Annotated in this window: 18 protein-coding genes; all 18 read right to left on the bottom strand. The window is 68.0% G+C overall.

What is annotated here, in order from left to right:
- Positions 1 to 9 precede the first annotated feature (9 nt).
- The 18 genes from FHR56_RS05645 to FHR56_RS05560 all read right to left on the bottom strand — a co-directional run bounded on the left by FHR56_RS05645 (position 10) and on the right by FHR56_RS05560 (position 19,402).
- Positions 10 to 771, bottom strand: coding sequence for an SDR family oxidoreductase (locus FHR56_RS05645; RefSeq protein WP_160947175.1), 762 nt, complete (start codon positions 769 to 771; stop codon positions 10 to 12).
- 2 nt (positions 772 to 773) lie between these two features.
- Positions 774 to 1,814, bottom strand: a complete 1,041-nt coding sequence (locus FHR56_RS05640) for a ketoacyl-ACP synthase III (RefSeq protein ID WP_160947176.1) — start codon at positions 1,812 to 1,814, stop codon at positions 774 to 776.
- 1 nt (position 1,815) lies between these two features.
- Positions 1,816 to 2,040, bottom strand: a complete 225-nt coding sequence (locus FHR56_RS05635; protein WP_160947177.1) for an acyl carrier protein — start codon at positions 2,038 to 2,040, stop codon at positions 1,816 to 1,818.
- Positions 2,037 to 3,215 carry a DegT/DnrJ/EryC1/StrS family aminotransferase gene (locus FHR56_RS05630; RefSeq protein ID WP_160947178.1) on the bottom strand — a complete coding sequence of 393 codons (1,179 nt, stop codon included), beginning with the start codon at positions 3,213 to 3,215 and terminating at the stop codon, positions 2,037 to 2,039. The genes FHR56_RS05635 and FHR56_RS05630 overlap by 4 nt, the downstream gene beginning before the upstream one ends.
- Before the next feature lie 264 nt (positions 3,216 to 3,479).
- Positions 3,480 to 4,967, bottom strand: a complete 1,488-nt coding sequence (locus tag FHR56_RS05625) for a sigma-54 dependent transcriptional regulator (RefSeq protein WP_160947179.1) — start codon at positions 4,965 to 4,967, stop codon at positions 3,480 to 3,482.
- Positions 4,964 to 5,347 carry a response regulator transcription factor gene (locus FHR56_RS05620; protein WP_010341669.1) on the bottom strand — a complete coding sequence of 128 codons (384 nt, stop codon included), beginning with the start codon at positions 5,345 to 5,347 and terminating at the stop codon, positions 4,964 to 4,966. Before FHR56_RS05620 ends, FHR56_RS05625 begins: the two co-directional genes overlap by 4 nt.
- A 15-nt stretch (positions 5,348 to 5,362) precedes the next feature.
- Positions 5,363 to 6,766 (bottom strand): RNA polymerase factor sigma-54, encoded by a 1,404-nt coding sequence (rpoN, locus tag FHR56_RS05615; protein WP_160947180.1) that lies wholly within the window; start codon positions 6,764 to 6,766, stop codon positions 5,363 to 5,365.
- 268 nt (positions 6,767 to 7,034) lie between these two features.
- The gene (locus FHR56_RS05610; RefSeq protein WP_017908534.1) at positions 7,035 to 7,667 is read right to left on the bottom strand and encodes a response regulator transcription factor; all 633 of its coding nucleotides are present in this window, start codon (positions 7,665 to 7,667) and stop codon (positions 7,035 to 7,037) included.
- A 77-nt stretch (positions 7,668 to 7,744) separates the two neighbouring features.
- Positions 7,745 to 8,323, bottom strand: a complete 579-nt coding sequence (locus FHR56_RS05605; protein ID WP_160947181.1) for a PilZ domain-containing protein — start codon at positions 8,321 to 8,323, stop codon at positions 7,745 to 7,747.
- Positions 8,320 to 8,619, bottom strand: a complete 300-nt coding sequence (locus FHR56_RS05600; protein WP_160947182.1) for a hypothetical protein — start codon at positions 8,617 to 8,619, stop codon at positions 8,320 to 8,322. The genes FHR56_RS05605 and FHR56_RS05600 overlap by 4 nt, the downstream gene beginning before the upstream one ends.
- Positions 8,616 to 9,035, bottom strand: a complete 420-nt coding sequence (gene fliS, locus FHR56_RS05595; protein ID WP_010341674.1) for a flagellar export chaperone FliS — start codon at positions 9,033 to 9,035, stop codon at positions 8,616 to 8,618. The genes FHR56_RS05600 and fliS overlap by 4 nt, the downstream gene beginning before the upstream one ends.
- A gap of 148 nt (positions 9,036 to 9,183) precedes the next feature.
- On the bottom strand, positions 9,184 to 10,506 hold the full coding sequence (fliD, locus tag FHR56_RS05590; RefSeq protein ID WP_160947183.1) for a flagellar filament capping protein FliD: 1,323 nt from the start codon (positions 10,504 to 10,506) through the stop codon (positions 9,184 to 9,186).
- 199 nt (positions 10,507 to 10,705) lie between these two features.
- The gene (locus FHR56_RS05585) at positions 10,706 to 11,893 is read right to left on the bottom strand and encodes a flagellin (protein WP_160947184.1); all 1,188 of its coding nucleotides are present in this window, start codon (positions 11,891 to 11,893) and stop codon (positions 10,706 to 10,708) included.
- Positions 11,894 to 12,464: 571 nt separating this feature from the next.
- Positions 12,465 to 13,652 carry a flagellin gene (locus FHR56_RS05580; protein WP_160947185.1) on the bottom strand — a complete coding sequence of 396 codons (1,188 nt, stop codon included), beginning with the start codon at positions 13,650 to 13,652 and terminating at the stop codon, positions 12,465 to 12,467.
- A gap of 336 nt (positions 13,653 to 13,988) precedes the next feature.
- The gene (gene flgL, locus FHR56_RS05575; protein WP_160947186.1) at positions 13,989 to 15,191 is read right to left on the bottom strand and encodes a flagellar hook-associated protein FlgL; all 1,203 of its coding nucleotides are present in this window, start codon (positions 15,189 to 15,191) and stop codon (positions 13,989 to 13,991) included.
- Complete coding sequence (flgK, locus tag FHR56_RS05570; RefSeq protein ID WP_160947187.1) at positions 15,188 to 17,062, bottom strand: flagellar hook-associated protein FlgK; 1,875 nt, start codon at positions 17,060 to 17,062, stop codon at positions 15,188 to 15,190. The genes flgL and flgK overlap by 4 nt, the downstream gene beginning before the upstream one ends.
- 11 nt (positions 17,063 to 17,073) lie before the next feature.
- Positions 17,074 to 18,282, bottom strand: coding sequence for a flagellar assembly peptidoglycan hydrolase FlgJ (gene flgJ, locus FHR56_RS05565; RefSeq protein ID WP_160947188.1), 1,209 nt, complete (start codon positions 18,280 to 18,282; stop codon positions 17,074 to 17,076).
- A 1-nt stretch (position 18,283) separates the two neighbouring features.
- Positions 18,284 to 19,402 (bottom strand): flagellar basal body P-ring protein FlgI, encoded by a 1,119-nt coding sequence (locus tag FHR56_RS05560; RefSeq protein WP_019796242.1) that lies wholly within the window; start codon positions 19,400 to 19,402, stop codon positions 18,284 to 18,286.
- Positions 19,403 to 19,410 lie beyond the last annotated feature (8 nt).

The raw sequence follows: 19,410 nt of genomic DNA, 5'->3' as shown, positions 1-19,410 counted from the left end.
TTTCCATGTTCATAGGCGCATAGGCAGTGAGAGGCCGCCATCGATGGTCAGGGTGCTGCGGGTGATCCAGCGGCTGGCGGCGGACAACAGATAGACCGTGCCCTTGGCGATATCGTCGGCATCGATGCGCCCGAGCGGCGTCAGGCTGATCTTGTTTTCCATTTTCGCCGTGGCGCCGAGGGCGTCGAGCATTGGCGTATGCACATAGCCAGGCGCGATGCAGTTGGCGCGGATGCCACGTTTGGCCTGTTCCAGCGCCAGCGTGCGTACCGCGGCCTCCAGCGCGGCCTTGGATCCGGCATAGCCGGCGCTGGCCTGCGGCGCTGCCCGTGCGGTCAGGGCGGACACGTAGACCAGCGAGGCACCCGAGGCCAGGCGACGTTTGGCCAGCAACTGTTGAGTAAGTGCGACCGGCGCCAGATAGTTCACCGCCAGCATCTGTTGCAGGTGCTGTTCGGCGGCCATGTGGAACGGCACCAGGGTCGCGATCCCGGCGCACGACGCCAGCCCGTGGTAGTGCTCCGCGGCTTCCAGCAGGCGCGTGCGGGTGGCCGGTTCGGTCAGGTCGCCATCGATGGTCCGATGCCCGGCGCCGTGCAGCGCGTCGGCGACCGCCTGCAGCCGCGCGCGATCGCGTCCGTTGAGCACCAGGGTGGCGCCAAGGCGCGCGCACAGCGTCGCGACAGCGGCGCCGATGCCCGAGGAAGCACCGGTCACCAGGATGGTCTTGCCCTGCAGCCCGAAGGCGTCGGTGGGTGCGGCAGGCGCCATCGTCAGGACTCGATCAGGTCGGGGAACACCGCGCCGTCGATATCGACCAGGCAGGTGCCCCAGGACAGGCCGATGCCGAAGCCGCACAGCAGCACGCGCTTGCGACCTTCTTCCAGCTCCTTGTTGATCCGCGCGGTCATGGTCACCGGCAGCGAGGCGCCGCTGGTGTTGCCGAAATCGTGCAGGGTGGAGGGCACCTTTTCCGGGGGCAGGCCGAGCTTCTTGCGGATGGTCTCGTTGATCATCCGGTTGGCCTGGTGGAACACGAAGTAATCGATCTCGTCCTTGGACACGCCGCTGTAGTCGAGCAGCTTCTGCACCGCCGGCGGTACCCGCTGGGTGGAGAAGCTCAGCACTGCCACGCCGTCCAGTTGCAGGTCCACGCCGCGGTGCCAACGGTCGTGCTCGTCGGCCCGGTACGGGATCAGGTGCTGCACCCCGACCGGTTCGCGATGGCCGCCCACCGGCAGGATGATCGCGCGGTAGCCGCTGCCGTCGCTGTTGAGGTCAAAATGCATCGGCGCCGCATCGGCACTGAATTCCAGCGCGGTAGCGGTGCCGGAGTCGGAAAAGATCGGGTCCTCCAGGTTGGCACTGCGGTCACCGACCAGCAGCAAACCCTTCTTGACCCCGCCGGCGGCGATCATGGAACCAAGCAGATTGATGCCGAACGGATAGGCCGAGCAGCCCAGGTTGACGTCGAAGGCCACGGTGGCATGCGACAGGCCCAGGCGGTCCTGCAGGATGATGGCGGTGGCCGGGATCGGATAATCCGGCGACTGGGTGACCACGATCAGCGCATCGACCTCCTCGCGCTGCCATTGCAGGCGCTCCAGCAGCACCTGCGCCGCGTCGAAGGCCAGGTCGGAAAAGCACTGCCATTCCGCGGCCATGCGTCGGGTCTCGATGCCGATGTTGCGCACCAGCCGCTCGCGCTCGGAGCGGATCTGCGGCCGGCAATCGGTCAGATTGGAGACAACGCGCTTGGGTACGCAGGTCGCCATGCCGGCGAAGCGTACGTTGTGCAGCGTGGAGGTCGGCATGCTACGCCTCGGTCAGCTTGTAGAGGTCGCCCAGGGTGACCACGGCGGCCAGATGCTCGCCGGTGATGGTCTTGCCGTACTCCGAGTCGAACATCACGATCACGCCCAGCGCGGCCAGCGAATCCCACTCGGGCAGGTCGCGCAACACCGTGTCCATGTTCACCTCGACCGGATTCTGGAAGTCGGTCGCGGACAGGAAATTCTCGATAAACGTCTCTTGGCTCATGCTGCGGGTTCCACGGGTTGGGCGAAGGAGGGAGGGACGAGGGTGCAACGGGAATCGGACGCGGGCATGACGCCGCCCGCCGCGGCGATCAGGTCGACGATGGCATCCACCTGCTCGGCCGCCAGTCCGGGAAAGATCGGCAGGCACAGCACGCGTTCGGCCATCTGCCGCGCCACCGGCAGGCCGGCCGGCGCCGAGGAGGGCAGGCCGCGGTACATCGGAAAATCGCTGATCAGCGGGTAGAAATAGCGGCGCACCAGGATGTCGTGGCTGCGCAGCAGCCGGTGCAGGTCGTCGCGCGCCAGCGGGAAGTCATCCTCGACCAGGATCGGGAACGAGGCGTAGTTGGACAGCGCCGGTTCCCGCGGCGCCAGGCAGCGGATCCCCGGCACCTGCGCCAGACGCTGCCGGTATTGTGCGTCGATCGCGCCGCGCTGCGTCAGCGCGTCGTCGATGTGCTGCAGTTGCAGCAGCCCGAAGGCGGCGTTGATCTCGCTCATCTTGCCGTTGATGCCGGTCGCCACCACGGTAGTCTCGTCGACGAAACCGAAGTTCTTCAGCCGGCTGATGCGCTGGTAGGTCTTGGCGTCCGGGCAGACGATGGCGCCGCCCTCGAAGGTGTTGAACACCTTGGTGGCGTGGAAGCTGAGCACGCTGAGGTCGCCGTGGCGCAGGATCGAGCCGCCCTCGTCCTTGACCCCGAAAGCATGCGCGGCGTCGTAGATCACCTTGAGGTTGTAGGTGTCGGCGATGCGTTCGATCGCGGTGGTGTCGCAGGGCGTGCCATAGCAGTGCACCGGCATGATCGCGGTGGTGTGCGGGGTGATCGCTGCTTCGATCTTCAGCGGATCCAGGTTCATGGTCTGCGGATCGATGTCCACGAACACCGGCTTGATGCCGCGCCACAACAGCGAATGCGCGGTGGCGACGAACGAATACGGCGTAGTGATGACCTCGCCGGTGATGCGCAGCGCCTGCAGCGCAGTCAGCAGTGCCAGGGTGCCGTTGGTCAGCAGCGCCAGGTGGTTCACCCCCAGGTACTCGGCCAGGGCCTTCTCCAGCGCCCGGTGCATGTCGCCGCCGTTGGTCAGGATGCGGCTGCGCCAGATCTGCTCCAGGTACGGGACGAACGCCTCCAGGGGCGGCAGCAGCGGACTGGTGACGGGGATGGACATGGGACCTGCCTGGCGACGGGTGGAAGTCCCCGGTGCGGAACACGCCGCCCGGTGCTGTGGAAACGTGAAGCAAGCCACATGCCAAACCCGCTGTCCACTGTCGGCGTGGCCGACCGGGACCGGCGAACGCCGCGTGGCCATCGCGCACGCACGCCGCCTGCGCGCGCTCGCGCGCGTGGATGGGGAGAGCCGGGAAGGAAGGGAAAAGAGCCCGCGGCCAGGCGGGCGCGCCGGGTGCGGCCGCACCCGGCGCCGTGCGCCGACTCAGCTGGCCAGTTCGGTCTGGTCGCGGTCGATACCGTACTTGCGCAGCTTCTCGACCAGGGTGGTGCGCCGCAGGCCCAGCAATTGCGCTGCATGCGCGACCACGCCCTGGGTGCGCTCCAGCGCCTCGTTGATCAGCGCCAGCTCGATGTTGGCCATGTGCCCACGCAGGTCCAGGCCGCTTTCCGGCAGCGTCGCCGCAGCCGCCGTCGGCGCATCGGCATCCGCGCTGGCCGGCTTGCCACCGGCGTGCAGGTCGACCACGTTGGGCACCCGCCGCGGATCGGCCGCGATCGGCGCCGGCGGCGCCGATACGTCGATGGACGAGGCGAAGTCGCCGCGGTAGCGCGCCGGCAGGTCCTGCACCCGCACCAGGCCGCCGGGATGCAGCACGGCCAGGCGTTCGACCAGGTTGGTCAGCTCGCGCACGTTGCCCGGCCACTCGTAGCTGCGCAGCGCCTGCAAGGCCTCTTCGGAGAAGCGCACTTCGCCGCGCCCGGTCCGCGCCAGCTGCGCGGCTATGGTGTGCACCAGCGCCGGCAGGTCGTCGCTGCGTTCGCGCAGCGCCGGCATCTCGATCGGGAACACGTTGAGCCGGTAGAACAGGTCCTCGCGGAACTGGTTGCCGGCGATGCGCTCTTCCAGGTTGCGGTGGGTGGCGGCGATCACCCGCACGTTGCAGCGGATGGTGACGTTGCCGCCGACCCGCTCGAAGCTGCGCTCCTGCAGCACGCGCAACAGCTTGACCTGCATCGGCAGGCTCATGTCGCCGATCTCGTCGAGCAGCAGGGTGCCGCCCTCGGCCATCTCGAAACGGCCCTTGCGCGCGCTCATCGCGCCGGTGAACGAGCCCTTCTCGTGGCCGAACAGCTCGCTTTCCAGCAGATCCGGCGGGATCGCGCCGCAGTTGATCGCCACGAACGGGCCGTCGCGGCGCGGCGACTGCTGGTGGATCGCCCGCGCCACCACTTCCTTGCCGGTGCCGGACTCGCCCAGCACCAGCACGGTGGTATCGAACGCGGCGACCTGGTCGATCAGGCGGCGCAGGCGGGTCACCGCCGCGCTGGTACCGGTCGGGCCGTTGTCCTGCGCGGCACCGGCCTGGTGCTCGGCGTCCAGCCGCTTGAGGCTTGCGCGGCGCAGCAGGGTTTCCAGTTGCGCGTGGCGCAGCGGCGCTTCCAGCTGCCACACGTTGGCTTCGTGCAGGCCGTGGCGCTGGGCGAACGCCTGCGCGTCGTCATTGAGCAGCAGCACCGGCGGCGGCAGCGAACTGCGCGCCACCCAGCCGAAGAAGGCATCGGCCTGCTCCTGGTCGTCGAGCCCGCCGACCAGGATCGCCATCCATTCGGTCTGCCGGTGCCGGCCGGGCTGCACGTCGGCGACGTCGGTGACCCAGCGCGGGTTGAGGTCCATGAATTCGAGCAGGCTCACGGTCCGCTCGGCGCGCACCGCGTCGTCGTCGATCACCAGGATCCGCGATTCACTCATGCCGGTACTCCTTCGGTCCGAAGCCCCTCCAGGATCGGCATCACTTCCTGGATATAGGACAGCTTGCTGACGAAGTTGTCGGCGCCGGCGCGCATGGCGTGCTCGCGGTGCTCGGCGTCGTCGAAATGGCTGGCGATCACGATGTACGGCGCCTGGTCCTGGGTCTTGATCAGGCGCGTGGCCTGCAGGCCGCCCATCTCGGGCATGGCCAGGTCCATCAGCACCACCTGCGGGCGCAACGACTCGGACCGCTCGATGGCTTCCAGGCCATTGGCGGCGCTGCCGATCACTTCCATCCAGTCGAGCTTGCGGAAGTGGCGCATGGCGGCGTTGATGAAACCTTCGTGGTCGTCGACCAGAAGCACGGACAATTTGTTCATATGCGTCGTTTTTCCTTAGCCCACACGGGCCAGCAGCGGTTTGCTGCCGCGGCGGCGTTCGCGTGCGGGAGCGATGTCCAATTGTTCACGATACTTGGCGACTGTGCGCCTTGCCACGTTCACGCCCTGTCGCGACAGCAGTCCGGCGATGGCCTCGTCGGCCAGCGGCCGCCCGGCCGGCTCGGATTCGATCAGGCGCCGGACCATGGCGCGCACCGCCTGCCCGGACACCGCGGCGCCTTCCAGGCGCACGGCGAAGAAGTGCTTCAGTTCGAACGTGCCGCGCGGGGTCTGCAGGTACTTGCCGGTGGTGATCCGCGAGATGGTCGACTCGTGCATGCCGATGGCCTCGGCCACCTCTTTCAGGGTCAGCGGCGCCATCGCTTCCTCGCCCTTGACTAGGAACGCCGACTGGCGCTCGACGATGGCGCGGGTGGTGCGCAGCAGGGTCTCGTAACGCATCGACAGGCCGCGGGTCAGCCAGCGCGCTTCCTGCAGCATCTCGCGCAGCGGCTGCGCGGCGTCGCCGGCCTCGGCCAGGGCGCGCTCGTGCATCGGGTTGACGGTGACGCGGTGGGTGGTGGCCGGGTTGAGCGCCACCCGCCAGGTGCCGTCGGCATGCCAGGCGACCACGTCCGGCAGTACATGGCCGGCGTCCTGCGGCTGCAGGCTGTCGCCGGGCCGCGGCTGCAGCGACAGGATCAGCCGCACCGCCTCGCGCACGTCGTCGGTCTCGGCATCGAGCTGGCGCCCGAGCAGCGCGTAATCGTGGCTGGCGAGCAGATTGAGATCGCCCTCGAGGATGCGCGCGGCCAGGTGGCGGCCCGGCACGCGGCCGGGCAGGTCGCTCAACTGCGCCTGTAGGCATTCGCGCAGGTCGCAGGCGGCCAGGCCGGCCGGGTCGCCGTGCAGCAGGCGCTGGCGCACCGCTTCGGCCTGCGCCAGCGGCAGGCCCAGGCGTGCGCTGGCCAACTGCTGCAAGGTGTCGAGCGGGCCGTCCAGGTAGCCGGCATCGTCGCAGTGTTCCAGCCAGAACGCGGCCGCTTCCAGTTCCAGTGCCGGCAGTTCCAGGGCCAGCCGCTGCAGCACGCGCAGGTGCGGGTCGGTGGACTCGCCGGCGGCGATGCGTTGCATGCGATCGTCTTCGCCGTCGTTCCAGCCCGCGGCCGGGATGTCCCACATCGAGGATTCGGGCAGTTCGTCGAACGCCGCGGTTTCCAGCGCCGCGTCCTCGTGCTTGACCACCGGCTCGATCACGCCCTCGGGCTCTTCCAGTTCGAGCAGCGGATTGGTTTCCAGCGCGCGGCGGATTTCCAGTTCCAGTTGCATGCCGTCGAGTTGCAGCAGCCGGATCGACTGCAGCAGTTGCGGGGTCAGATGCAGTTGCTGGCCCAGTTGGGCGGAAACGGTCGGCTTCATGCGGACTCCCTCGGTTCGGCGCCAATACGCTGGCGCCCGTGGAACGCATACTGCTTGTCGCCCGACGGTAACAGAATCGGGGGGTTCCTGAGTAGGGTAGTCAAATTCCTGACAGGCTGTCAGGAATTTCCCGACGTACGGGTCGTGGACGCCGGACAGTCGACGGCGCAATGCCTTATCCGGCGGGCATCGGATGGATCGGCGCCGCCTGCTGACCGATTAAGGCAAGCGCCATGCCAATGTTCCGTGTCGGGATGCCGTCCCCAATTCAGCTCAACTCGCCCTGGTGGCGTGCGGCCAGCAGGACCAGATCGTTGGCGCGGCGGCAGCCCAGCGATTCCATCATCCGCGCGCGGTGCGTCTCCACTGTCTTGACGCTGATGCCCAGGTCCGAGGCGATTTCCTTGTTGCTCTGGCCGCGGCCGATCTGGCGCAGGATCTCGCGCTGTCGCGGCGACAGGGCGGCAATGCCCACCGGGCGCTCGCGGCCGAGCATCGGCGCGATCATCTTGGAGGAGATCTGCGGGCTCAGGAACACCTGGTTGGCGCTGGCCGCACGCAGCGCCAGTTCCAGCTCCAGCGGAGCGGCGTCCTTGACCACGAAGCCGGTGGCGCCGCGGTCCAGCGCATCGCGCACGTGCACCGGATCGTCGTGCATCGACATCATCACCACCCGGGTCTTGGGCGAGCTGTGCAGCACGTCGGTGAGCGCGTCCAGGCCGCTGCGTCCCGGCAGGGACAGGTCCATCAGGACCAGGTCGGGGCGGTGCAGGGTGGCCAAATCCACCGCTTGCTGCGCGTTGCTGGCCTCGGCGACCACGTCGACGTCCGCAAACGTCTGCAGCAGCCGGCTCAGGCCGGCGCGTACCAGGGTGTGATCGTCGACGATGATGACTCGCACGGTGAGGTCCTTCTATTCAGATCCGCACCTTAGCCGAGCCGCTCGCCGCCGCCAACCTCGGCGCGGCGGGAGCCGGCTCAGCGCGCCCGCCGGCTGTCGGCGATCTGCCGGCGGTGCAGCCGGAACAGGTGGCGTTCCAGAGCCTCTTCCAGGCCGGGCGGCTGTGTCTCGAACCGTAGCCAAAGTTGCACGACCCCGGCGGTGGTGGCCTCGGCCAGCACCCGCACCGGCAGTTCCAGATGGTCCGGCAGCCAGTCCGAGGGCTGCAGGCGCAGCAGGCCGGCGGCGCCGGCGCCGGCGCCGGAGCGCGCGCCCAGTTCCAGCCGCACGCCGCGCCGCGACCAGCACAGCGGCCGCAACGGCAGGGCATCCTCGTGCTGGCGGGCCAGCCGACCCAGCAGGACCAGCATCAGGTCGAGCTTGGCCTCCATCCGCTGCGTCTGCGCATTGGCGTCGCTGCGCTCGTCGCTGCCGTCCTCGCCGCGCAGATCCTCGATCTGCGCCAGGCTGCGCAGCAGCGCTTCGCCGGCGGCGAGGCGGCCGGCGCCATTGCCCAGGCGGAAATCCGCCGGCAGCGCCAGTTCGCAACTGAGCGTGTCGTGGAACAGCTCGGCGTCGGCCGGATGCTGCGCCGCGCTGTCCTGGCCCACGTTCATCCCAGCAGTCCGGCCTGCGAATAGAGCCGCGCGGCGTGGCTGGACTGGCGGCTGCTGCGCAGCCAGGCCGCCGCATGGTCACGCTCCATACGCATCTGCGCGGTCACCGCCTGCTGCAGGGCGAGCAGCGGCTTGAGCGCCTCGCGCGAGCGGTCCGCGTCGTCCTGCTGCAGATACGCCTGCAGGCGCCGCGCATGGTCGGTGACCATCGCCTGGGCCAGGGCATAGTCGTCGCCGCGCAGGATCTCGCGCAGTTCGTGCAGGTCGTTGTGCAGGTCGGCGAGCTGGATGCTCACGATGCGTTCGCCGTGGCCAGTTCGCGCTGCTGCGCGGGAATGGCGGCCCAGGCCGCGTCGATTTCGCTGAGCAGTTCCAGCGCTTCGGTCAGCGCGGCGTCGTCGTTGTGCAGGTTGGCTTCGGTGAGCCGGTGCATCACGTAGTCGTAGAGCGCCGACAGGTTGCCGGCGATCTCGCCGCCGGCCTCGTGGTCGAGCGAGCCGTTGAGATGGCCGACGATGGCGCAGGCCTCGCCGATCGCCTTGCCCTTGCGCGCCTGGTCGCCCTGCGCGAGGCAGGCCTGGGCCTGGCGGATGCGCTGGCAGGCACCGGCGAACAGCATGGCGACCAGCTTGTGCGGATCGGCATCCGTGACGCTGGTGGAAATGCCCATCTTGCGATATTGCTCAGCGTACTGGCGGCTGGAACCGTACATGGAAAACTCCTCGGGTGGACTGGCGGGGCCTGGCGCTATGCCGGTTGGCGGCGGCGCCGGGCGGTTGTTGCCGCAGATCCACAATGACTGTCGATACTCTTCATATCGGCCGCGACGCGCTTCGACTTGAGCCGCGGCCGTGCGTGCGTCAGCTGAATTGCTTGGTCAGACTGTCGCTCACGCCCTGCATCTGTGTGACCAGGGTTTCCATCGCCGTGAAGCGCGCGGTGTACTGGTCGCTCAGCGTCTGCATGCGCGCGTCCAGATCGTTGAGCTGGTCGGTCAGATCGGAAATGTGCTTGTTGAGCGCGTCGGTCCGCTGGGTCAGCGTGCCATTGGTGGTGTCCAGGTTGCTCTTCAGCAGCGTGCTCATCCCGGTGCCGAAGGTGCCGGCGCTGCCGAGCATGGTCTTGGCCGCCGAGGGATCGGCGGCCACGGCGGTATCGAACTTGCTGCTGTCCAGGCTCATCACACCGTCTTTGTCGATGGTGACGCCCAGCGCCATCAGCCCGCTGACGTTGTCGCTGACCAGCCGCCGCAGCGACTGCTGCAGGCCGCGCACCATCGCATCGCCGGTCATCGGCGAGGCCTTCTTGTTGGTGGCGTCGTAGGCGCTGGAGGACTTCAGGACGCTGTTGGCCGAGTTGTAGGCGCTGACCAGCGCGGTCAGGTTCGCTTTCAGCGGGCTGTTGTCGCTGGTGATATTGAGATTGTAGGTGGTGCCGGCAACCGCCTTGGTCAGATTGATCGCGACCCCGGGGACGATGTCGGCGATGGTGTTGCTGCTGGACGTACGCTGGAAGCCGTCCACCTTCACCACCGCGTCGTCGGCGGCGATGGTCTGGGTCAGGCCGCCGTTGTTGCCGGGCGGGTAGGTGAGATTGGCCAGGCCGCCGTCGCCGCCGGAGGTGGTGATGGTCAGCGCGCCCTTGGTGCCGGAGTTGACCGCGTTGAGCACCAGGTGGTCGCCATCGTCGGCAGTGACCACGCTGGCGGTCACGCCGGCGCCGTTGGCGGCCTTGTTGATGAAGGCGGCCACGTCGCTGAGTTTGCTGCCAGCATCGACGTTGACATTGAGCGTAGTGCTGCCGTAGGCGATCGTCAGGGTGCCGCCGCCGACCACGGCGCCGCTGGCGTAGGCCGACGAGGTCAGCTTCTGCGACTGCGCCAGTTTCACCACCTCGATGCCGTACTTGCCGGCATTGGCGCTGGAGGTGACCGTGGCGGTATAGCCCGCGCCGTCGTCGATGTTCGCCTTGTAGGCGCCCTTGTCGGCGCTGTCGGAGAGGGTGTTCATCGCCGTCTGCAGGTTGGACAGCGCGCTCTTGATCGTACTCAAGGACGACAGCTGCGCGGTGGAGGCGGTGCCGTCGCGGTTGATCCGGTCTTCCTGCGGCTGGCGTTCCTTCGACACCAGTTTGGCGACGAAGGTCGGGATGTCCAGGCCTGAGCCGATTCCAGTGGTGGACATGATCGCGTTCCTTGAGGTGGCCGGCGCGCGATGCGCCAGCGGCTGAGGGGAGTATCGGCGCGCGGAGGAGCTTCTTGAGCGCCGCCTGCGCGTCGTGACGGCTTCCCGTTGCAATGCAAATCCTGTGCCGAGTCCCTGGCGTCAAAAAAAAGGCCCCTCCTTGCGGAGGGGCCCGGTGTCACGCTGCGGCTTGCGACGCTTAGCCCTGGAGCAGGCTCAGCACGCTCTGCGGCGCCTGCTTGGCCTGGGCCAGCATCGCGGTGCCGGCCTGCTGCAGGATCTGCGTGCGGGTCAGCTCGGCGGTTTCCTTGGCGTAGTCGGTGTCGCGGATGCGGCTGCGCGAGGCCGACAGGTTTTCCGAGGTGGAGCTCAGGTTGGCGATGGTGGAGGTGAAGCGGTTCTGGATCGCACCCATGTCGGCACGCGAGGAGTTCACCGCGGTCAGCGCGTTGTCGACGATGCTCAGCGCCTTCTGCGCGCCCTGGAAGGTGGAGATGTCCAGGTCCTGCAGGTAGTTGGTGGTACCGGCGTTGGCGGTGGCGCTGGCGGCGATGCCGGCGTTGCTGAAGGTGATGCCGGTGGCGCCGGTGGCCGAGCCTGCGGTGAACGAGAAGTCCTGGCCGCCCTTCACCGATTCCAGCTTCAGCGCGCTGCTGGTCGGATCGATCGAGGCGTACACGCCGGTCTGGGCCAGCTGGTCGTTGATCGCCGAGGCGATCTTCTTGGCCACGTCGGCACCGGCGTCGCCGTTGGCCACGGCGACCGAGGCGATGCTGACGCCGTTGATGACCATGCCGGAGAAGCTGCCGCTGGCGGTCGCGGTGCCGGAGGCCAGGGCAGCCGAGCCGGTCTGGGTGGCGGCGAAGCCGGCCTTGCCCAGGGCCGAGGCGCTGGCGTTGACGATGCTGTTGATGCCGATGGTCTGGCCGGCGTCGGCGCCGACCTGGAACAGCGCGCCGGAGAACGAGCCGTCCAGCAGCTTGGTGCCGTTGAAGTTGGTCTGCTTGGAGACGCGGTCGATTTCCGCGGTCAGCTGCTTGACTTCCGAGTTCAGCGCACCACGGTCGGTGGTGGAGTTGGTGGCGTTGGCCGACTGCACCGACAGCTCGCGGATACGCTGCAGGTTGTTGCCGATTTCGACCATCGCGCCTTCGGCGGTCTGCGCCAGCGAGATGCCGTCGTTGGCGTTGCGCGAGGCCACGTCCAGACCACGGATCTGGGTGGTGAAGCGCTCGGAGATCGCCAGGCCGGCGGCGTCGTCCTTGGCGCTGTTGATGCGCAGGCCGGAGGACAGACGCTGGATCGTCGTCGCCAGGCTGGCGCTGGTGGTGTTGAGGTTGCGCTGAGCGTTCAGCGACATTACGTTGGTATTGATTACCTGTGCCATTTTGACATCTCCTCTAAGCGATTTGTCCGGCAACCCGTTGGTGCCTGGAGCCTCCGCAGGGGGCCATCAATTGGCCAGTGCCGCTGCTGGTATAAGTAACGGCACTCGGTGCGCAACCTTTAGCGATTCGCTGCGAAAAAACACAGCAATTCGCTGATTTGCAACGGGTCCGGAATGCGGCGAAAAGCTTGTTTCGGCCGCGCTCGGACAAACTTTAGGTCGATCGTTCACATCCGCTGCAAGGTGGGGGAGGAGCTTGAAGAAAGGCTGGCTCGACGGTCTCCCGGCAATGCTTCTTGCCCACGACCGGAACAGGTCGCAGATCATCCGCGCTGTGCCAAGCGGCGTACTACCGGGCCACGCAGGTCGAGCCAGTCCTGCCGCTGCAACCGGACCGAAGGCCGAACACGCGACCTGGAGAGCGGCGGCGAGTGTGGCTGCACCGACACGTTGAATAGCGGTGGAGGGCGGAGACGCCGCCGCCTTCAACATGCGCGCCCGGTGCTGGAAGAAGCAATAAAAAAGGCCCCTCCTTGCGGAGGGGCCGGTGTCACGCTGCGGCTTGCGGCGCTTAGCCCTGGAGCAGGCTCAGCACGCTCTGCGGCGCCTGCTTGGCCTGGGCCAGCATCGCGGTGCCGGCCTGCTGCAGGATCTGCGTACGGGTCAGCTCGGCGGTTTCCTTGGCGTAGTCGGTGTCGCGGATGCGGCTGCGCGAGGCCGACAGGTTCTCCGAGGTGGAGCTCAGGTTGGCGATGGTGGAGGTGAAGCGGTTCTGGATCGCACCCATGTCGGCGCGCGAGGAGTTCACCGCGGTCAGCGCGTTGTCGACGATGCTCAGCGCCTTCTGCGCGCCCTGGAAGGTGGAGATGTCCAGGTCCTGCAGGTAATTGGTGGTACCGGCGTTGGCGGTGGCGCTGGCGGCGATGCCGGCGTTGCTGAAGGTGATGCCGGTGGCACCGGTGGCCGAGCCTGCGGTGAACGAGAAGTCCTGGCCGCCCTTCACCGATTCCAGCTTCAGCGCGCTGCTGGTCGGGTCGATCGAGGCGTACACGCCGGTCTGGGCCAGCTGGTCGTTGATCGCCGAGGCGATCTTCTTGGCCACGTCGGCACCGGCGTCGCCGTTGGCCACGGCGACCGAGGCGATGCTGACGCCGTTGATGACCATGCCGGAGAAGCTGCCGCTGGCGGTCGCGGTGCCGGAGGCCAGGGCAGCCGAGCCGGTCTGGGTGGCGGCGAAGCCGGCCTTGCCCAGGGCCGAGGCGCTGGCGTTGACGATGCTGTTGATGCCGATGGTCTGGCCGGCGTCGGCGCCGACCTGGAACAGCGCGCCGGAGAACGAGCCGTCCAGCAGCTTGGTGCCGTTGAAGTTGGTCTGCTTGGAGACGCGGTCGATTTCCGCGGTCAGCTGCTTGACTTCCGAGTTCAGCGCACCACGGTCGGTGGTGGAGTTGGTGGCGTTGGCCGACTGCACCGACAGCTCGCGGATACGCTGCAGGTTGTTGCCGATTTCGACCATCGCGCCTTCGGCGGTCTGCGCCAGCGAGATGCCGTCGTTGGCGTTGCGCGAGGCCACGTCCAGACCACGGATCTGGGTGGTGAAGCGCTCGGAGATCGCCAGACCGGCGGCGTCGTCCTTGGCGCTGTTGATGCGCAGGCCGGAGGACAGACGCTGGATCGTCGTCGCCAGGCTGGTGCTGGTGGTGTTGAGGTTGCGCTGAGCGTTCAGCGACATTACGTTGGTATTGATGACCTGTGCCATTTTGATATCTCCTCTTAGCGATTTGTCCGGCGACCGGTTGGTGCCTGGAGTCTCCGCAGGGGGCCATCAATTGGCCAGTGCGGCTGGTGATATAAGTAACGGCGACAGGCTCGCAACCTTTAGCGATTCACTGCAGAAAATTTGCCGTTCCGGCGATGCGCCAAACATCTGGAACACCGCGGAGAGCCTTTCTCGGCCGCATTCCGGCAAACTTTAGGGCTGCATGCGCGTTGTCTACTTATCCAGCAGCGATGGCGATCTTTTGTATAACGCGAAAGGCCCGGAGGCGTCGCCGCGCTCCGGGCCTTTTGGTATATCGGGTTTATCGCATGATGATCAGAGCCGGTCGAACAGCGACATCTTCTGCATCTGGGTAAAGATGGTTTGTGCCGCTTTCAGCGCCGACTGTTCCAGCTGGTACTGGGAAATCGCCTGGGCGTAGTCGAGGTCGCGCAGCGAGGACAGGGTGGTCTTCAGGGTGACGTTGTTGGCCTCGCGCAGGTCGGTGGCGTTGTCGATCGCCGCCAGTTGGGCGCCGCCGGCGGCGCGCGCGTCGATCATCTTCGATGAGGCCTGGGTGATGTCGCGCATCGACGATTGCAGGCCGTTCTGCAGCGCGGCCTTGGCGGTGGGGGTGATGGGATCGGTGTTGAGCAGGTTGACCAGGTTGCTGATCGTGGAGAACACGTCCTTGGTGGTCGATGGGCCGATCTGGAAGCTGTCGCCGGCGGCGGGGGCGCCGTCCACGCGCATCTTCAGCCCGGGCAGGCCAATGCTCTCGCCGGCGGTATACGTGCCGGTGTTGACCACGGTGCCGCTGCTGTCGCGTACCTCGTAGGTGGTGGCGGCGGTGAACACGACGTTGTAGCTGCCGCCGTTCCAGGCGCTGCCGGAGCCGTCGCGGCTGAAATCCAGCAACAGGCCGGTGCCGGTGTTGCCGGCGGCCGCGTGCGCGTCCACGGTGCCGTCGCCGGTGGGCACGCGCATGAAGATCTCGCTGCCGGGCAGGGCGTCGGAGACCTTGGTATCCGGCGCGATCTCCACGCTGCGCTGGGTCTGGTTGCCGCTGTAGACCACGTTGCCGGAGACCACGGCGAACGGCGCGGCGTCGTCGGCGGTGCCGCCGAACAGGTAGCGGCCGGAGCCGTCGGTGCTGTTGGACAGGCTCAGCAGGCTGTCGTGCAGGGTCTTCAGTTCCGCGGCGATGGCCTTGCGGTCGGGGGTGGCCAGCGCCGAACTATTGGCTTCGACCGTCAGATCCTTGACCCGGGCCATCAGGTCGCCAGCCTGCGACAACGCGTTTTCCTGCAGGTTGAGGCGGTTCTGCACATTCGTGGCGTTGTCGCCGAAGCGCGCCAGCGCCGCTACCGTGCGATCCAGGCTGACCGCGGTGCCGGCGGCGACCGGGTCGTCGGCGGCGCTGACAATGCGCTGGCCGGTGGAGAGCTGCTGCTGCAGGTGCGAGATCGTCGCCTGCTTGCCGAGCATGGTGTTGAGCGACTGATTGAAGATCATGCCGCTGGAGATGCGATTGCTCATCGGACCGCGCTCAGGATGGACTGGAACAGGGTGTCGGCGGTGGAGATCAGGCGCGAGGCCGCCTGGTAAGCCTGCTGCAGCCGCAGCATGTCCGCCGCTTCCTCGTCGAGGTTGACGCCGGACAGCGAGTCGCGCGCGTCCTGGGCGCTGCTCTGGATCACGTCCTGCGCATCGGCCGCGTACTTGGCCTGGCGCGCCGACGAGCCGATCGTGGTGGTCAGGCCGGCCACCGCGCCGTTGAGGGTGATGGTGCCGCCGTTGAAGGCCTTGGAATCGTCCAGGTTGGACAGCAGCAGCGCGTTGCCGTTGTTGCTCGAGCCGACCCCGGTCGGGCCCACCGCGAAGCTGTCGCCGGCGGACGGGACGCCGTCCATGGTCAGGCTCCAGCCGTTGGCGCTGATGGTCTGGCCGGCGGTGTAGGTCTGCGGTGCGCCGCCGTTGATCGAGTAATGGGTGGAATCGATGAAGGCGATGTTCGCCGGCGTCAGCAGATTGGCGTTGCTGGCGTCGGTCGCGGAGACGTTGCTGACCTTGCCGGTCCCCAGGTTGCTCAGCGTGGCGCTGGCCTGGATCGGCGTGGCCGCGGCGATGCGCGAGGGGTCGGTGATGGCCACGGACAGCTTGCTGATGGCGTTGGCGGTGGGCTGCAGCAGGAACTTGTCGCCGCTGGCGGCGGTGCCGGATACCTGCAGGGTCACGCCGTTGACCACGAACGGATCGGCGCTGGTGCCGGACCCGGTCATCGGGATGCTGGCGCCGGTGTCGGCGCGGCTGGCGTTCCAGCTCGTGCCGTTGTAGGTCAGCAGCAGGTTCTGCCCGTCGAGCTTGCTCAGGTCGCTGACGCTGGCGGTGAACGCGGCCGTGCCGGTGTTGGCGCTGTTGCCGTCCACGCTCGGCGGCGGCAGGTTGAAGAAATCGCCGCCCATCTGCCCGTACAGGTCCATGCCGGCGTGGTGCTGCTGGTTGTAGCTGCTGGCCAGCCCGGTGGCGATACGGCCGAGCTCGGCCTTGGTCGGGTCCAGGACGGTGCTGCGGAACTCCAGGAAGCCGCCGATCTGCCCGCCCAGCGCCTTTTCGCTCAGCGGAGTCGTGCCGCCCTGGGTCTTCACCGCGATCTGCAGCCGCTCCGGCTGGTAGGGATCGGGACTGGCGACCAGCGTCGAGGCGTTGGTCCCGACCACCATCGCCTGGCCGCCGGAGGTGTAGACGTTCATCATCCCGCCATCCTGCTGGATGACGCTGCCGCCGGTGTAGCCGATGAGCTGGCTGATCATCTGGTCGCGGCGATCGAGCAGGTCCGGCGCGGCGGCATTGGCGTTGGAGCCGATCTGGCCGTTGAGCTTGGCGATCTCGGTGGCCAGGCGGTTGGCTTCGGCGGTGCCGGCCAGCAGGCCGTTGTTGACCTCGCTGCCGAGCGAATCGAGCTGGCCGTTGAGCTGCTTGAAGCGGGTCACCAGCGAATTGCCGGCGTCCAGCAGGTTCTGCCGGTTGGCGCTGGCCGAAGCGTTGGAGGACAGGCCGCTGGTGGCATCGAAGAAGTTCGACCACTGCCCGGCGATGCTGGTGGCCTTGTCTGAGAACAGCCCGTCGACGCGGCTGGACAGGCTGGACAGCTGCTTCAGCCGCGCGACTTCGCCAGTGCTGTCGAACAGGCGCGAGATCGCCAACTGGTCGGCGACGCGGGAAACGTCGGTGATCTGGGTGCCGTTGCCGATGAACTCGCTACCGTACTGGCTGGGGACCGTGGTCGCGAACGTCGTCCGCTGCCGGCTGTAGCCGTCTGTGTTGATGTTGGCAACGTTGTGGCTGACCGTCGACAGGGCCCGCTGGAAGGCGAGCAGGGCACCGGTACCGGTAGAGAGGATGGACATGGGCGGCTACCTCAGCGGCGCACGAGGCCGGACGAATCGACGGTGCTGGCCAGCACGCGCTCGATGCCGCCGGCGGCGGCGCTGCCGATCGCGGCGACCGCGCGGCCGATGGTCGGGCCGCCGGCGATGGCGGCGATCTTGGCCGCGTAGGCCGGGTCGGTGGCGTAGCCGGCGCGCTGCAGGCCCTGGGCGAAGCCGCGGATGTCGGTACCGGCCTTCAGCGCCTGCTGGTAGCGCGGATTGGTCTTCAGCAGGCGCACGTAGTCGGCGAAGCTTTCCGCCGGCGAGGAATAGGCCCGGAAATCGGCGGTCTGCGACTGCTTGACCCCGTCCACGTACTCGTGGGTGCCGGTGGTCACGCGATCGCCGTCCCAGCCGGTGGCCTTGATCCCGAACAGGTTGTTGGAACTGGCGCCGTCGCCGCGGGAGATGCCGCGGCGGCCCCAGCCGGTTTCCAGCGCGGCCTGCGCGACCAGGGCGCGGGCGTCCACGCCCAGTTCCTGCGCGGCCTTCTGCGCATGGTTCCAGATCTTGGCGACGAAGCCTTCCGGGGTGCGCTCGCCGAGGCTGGCCGCGGCGGCATTGGCGGCCGCGGCGGCGCTGGGATCGATGGCGTTGCCGCTGTCGGCGGCCGCCTGCACGTTCGACCAGCGGTCGTCGGCGCCGGCCCAGGACAGGCCGGCGCTGCCGTCGGCCGGGCTGCTGCCGATGGCCTGATGCATGGCGCTGCTCTCGCGGCCGGCGATCATGTCCAGCACTTGCTGCTGCGGCGAGGCAGCCGCATCGGCGCCGCTCCACGGGCCGACGCCGGCGCCGGCTGCGGCACCGGCGGCGAGCGCGGCCTCGCCCTGCAGCGGCATCGGGCCATTGCCGGACTGGCCGGACACCAGCGAATAGGCCTTGGCCGCCTTGGCCGCATCCAGCGCGGTGTTCGGGGTGCCGGTCGCCGCCGGCTGCCCGCCGCCGAGCTGCTTGGCGATCATCGCCGCCAGTCCCAGCCCCTTGCCGTCGGTCAGGCCCTTGGCCAACTGCTGGTCGTACATGTCGCGGAAGGTCTGGTTCTCGCCCGGGAACAGCGAATTGCCGAAGCTGGCCTGGCGCATGCTCTTGACCAGCATGTTGGCGAACTGCCCTTCGAGCTGGCGCGAGACCTTGTCGATCTTGGCCGGATCGTTCTGGGTAGAGGCGTGCAGGTCGAAGGGAGCGGCCGAGATACGCATATCAGATCACCTCCAGCTCCGCGCTCAGGGCACCGGCCTGCTTGAGCGCTTCCAGAATCGCGATCAGGTCGCCAGGTGCGGCGCCGACCTCGTTGACCGCCCGTACGATCTGATCCAGCGAGGTGCCGCCCTCGAACTTGAACATGCGGCTGCCTTCGTTGGTGGCGGTGATGGTGGACTTGGGCGTGGCCACGGTCTGGCCGCCGCTCAGGGCATTCGGCTGGCTGACCTGGGTGCCTTCGCTGATGGTCACCGTCAGCGAGCCGTGCGAGATCGCCGCCGGGCTGACCCGGACCTGCGAGCCGATCACCACCGTGCCGGTGCGGGCATTGACCACGACCTTGGCCGGTGCCGCGCCCGGCGACAGCTCGACGTTCTCGATGCGTGCCAGCAGGCCGATGCGCGCGCTCTGGTCGGTGGGCGAACGCACCGCCACGGTGGAACCGTCCACCGCGTGCGCGCTGCCGGGGCCGAAGGTGCTTTCCAGCGCCGAGACCATGCGCGAGACGGTGGTGAAATCGGGCTGATGCAGGTTCAGGGTGATCTCGCCGGTGTTGCCGAACACGTCCGGCAGCGCACGTTCCACCGTCGCGCCGTTGGGGATCAGGCCGACGCTGGGCACGTTCACCGAGATCCGCGAACCGTCCTTGCCCTGCGCGCCGAAGCCGCCGACCACCAGGTTGCCTTGGGCGACCGCATAGACCTGGCCGTCGGCGCCCTTCAGCGGCGCCATCAGCAGCGTGCCGCCGCGCAGCGAGATGGCGTTGCCGATCGAGGAGACGGTGATGTCGATGGTCTGGCCCGGCTTGGCGAACGCCGGCAGCTGCGCGCTGATCGCCACCGCGGCGACGTTCTTCAACTGCGGGTTGACGTTGGCCGGCACGTTGACGCCCAGCTCGCCGAGCATGTTCTTCAGGCTCTGCACGGTGAAGGGCGCCTGGCTGGTGCGGTCGCCGCTGCCGTCCAGGCCGACCACCAGGCCATAGCCGACCAGCGCGTTGTTGCGCACGCCGCCGACCTGGGCCAGGTCCTTGATGCGTTCGGCCGCGGCCGGCGCGGCCAGGCCCGCGCACAGGGCGACGGCGGCGAGCAGGCGGCAGGGCAGGGACAGGAGATTCATGGCGGGCC

The organism is Xanthomonas sp. F10, from assembly GCF_014206815.1.
GTDB lineage: Bacteria > Pseudomonadota > Gammaproteobacteria > Xanthomonadales > Xanthomonadaceae > Xanthomonas_A > Xanthomonas_A indica.
Note: the sequence above shows the minus strand (reverse complement) of the source record. Positions and strands in the feature narration are given on the sequence as shown.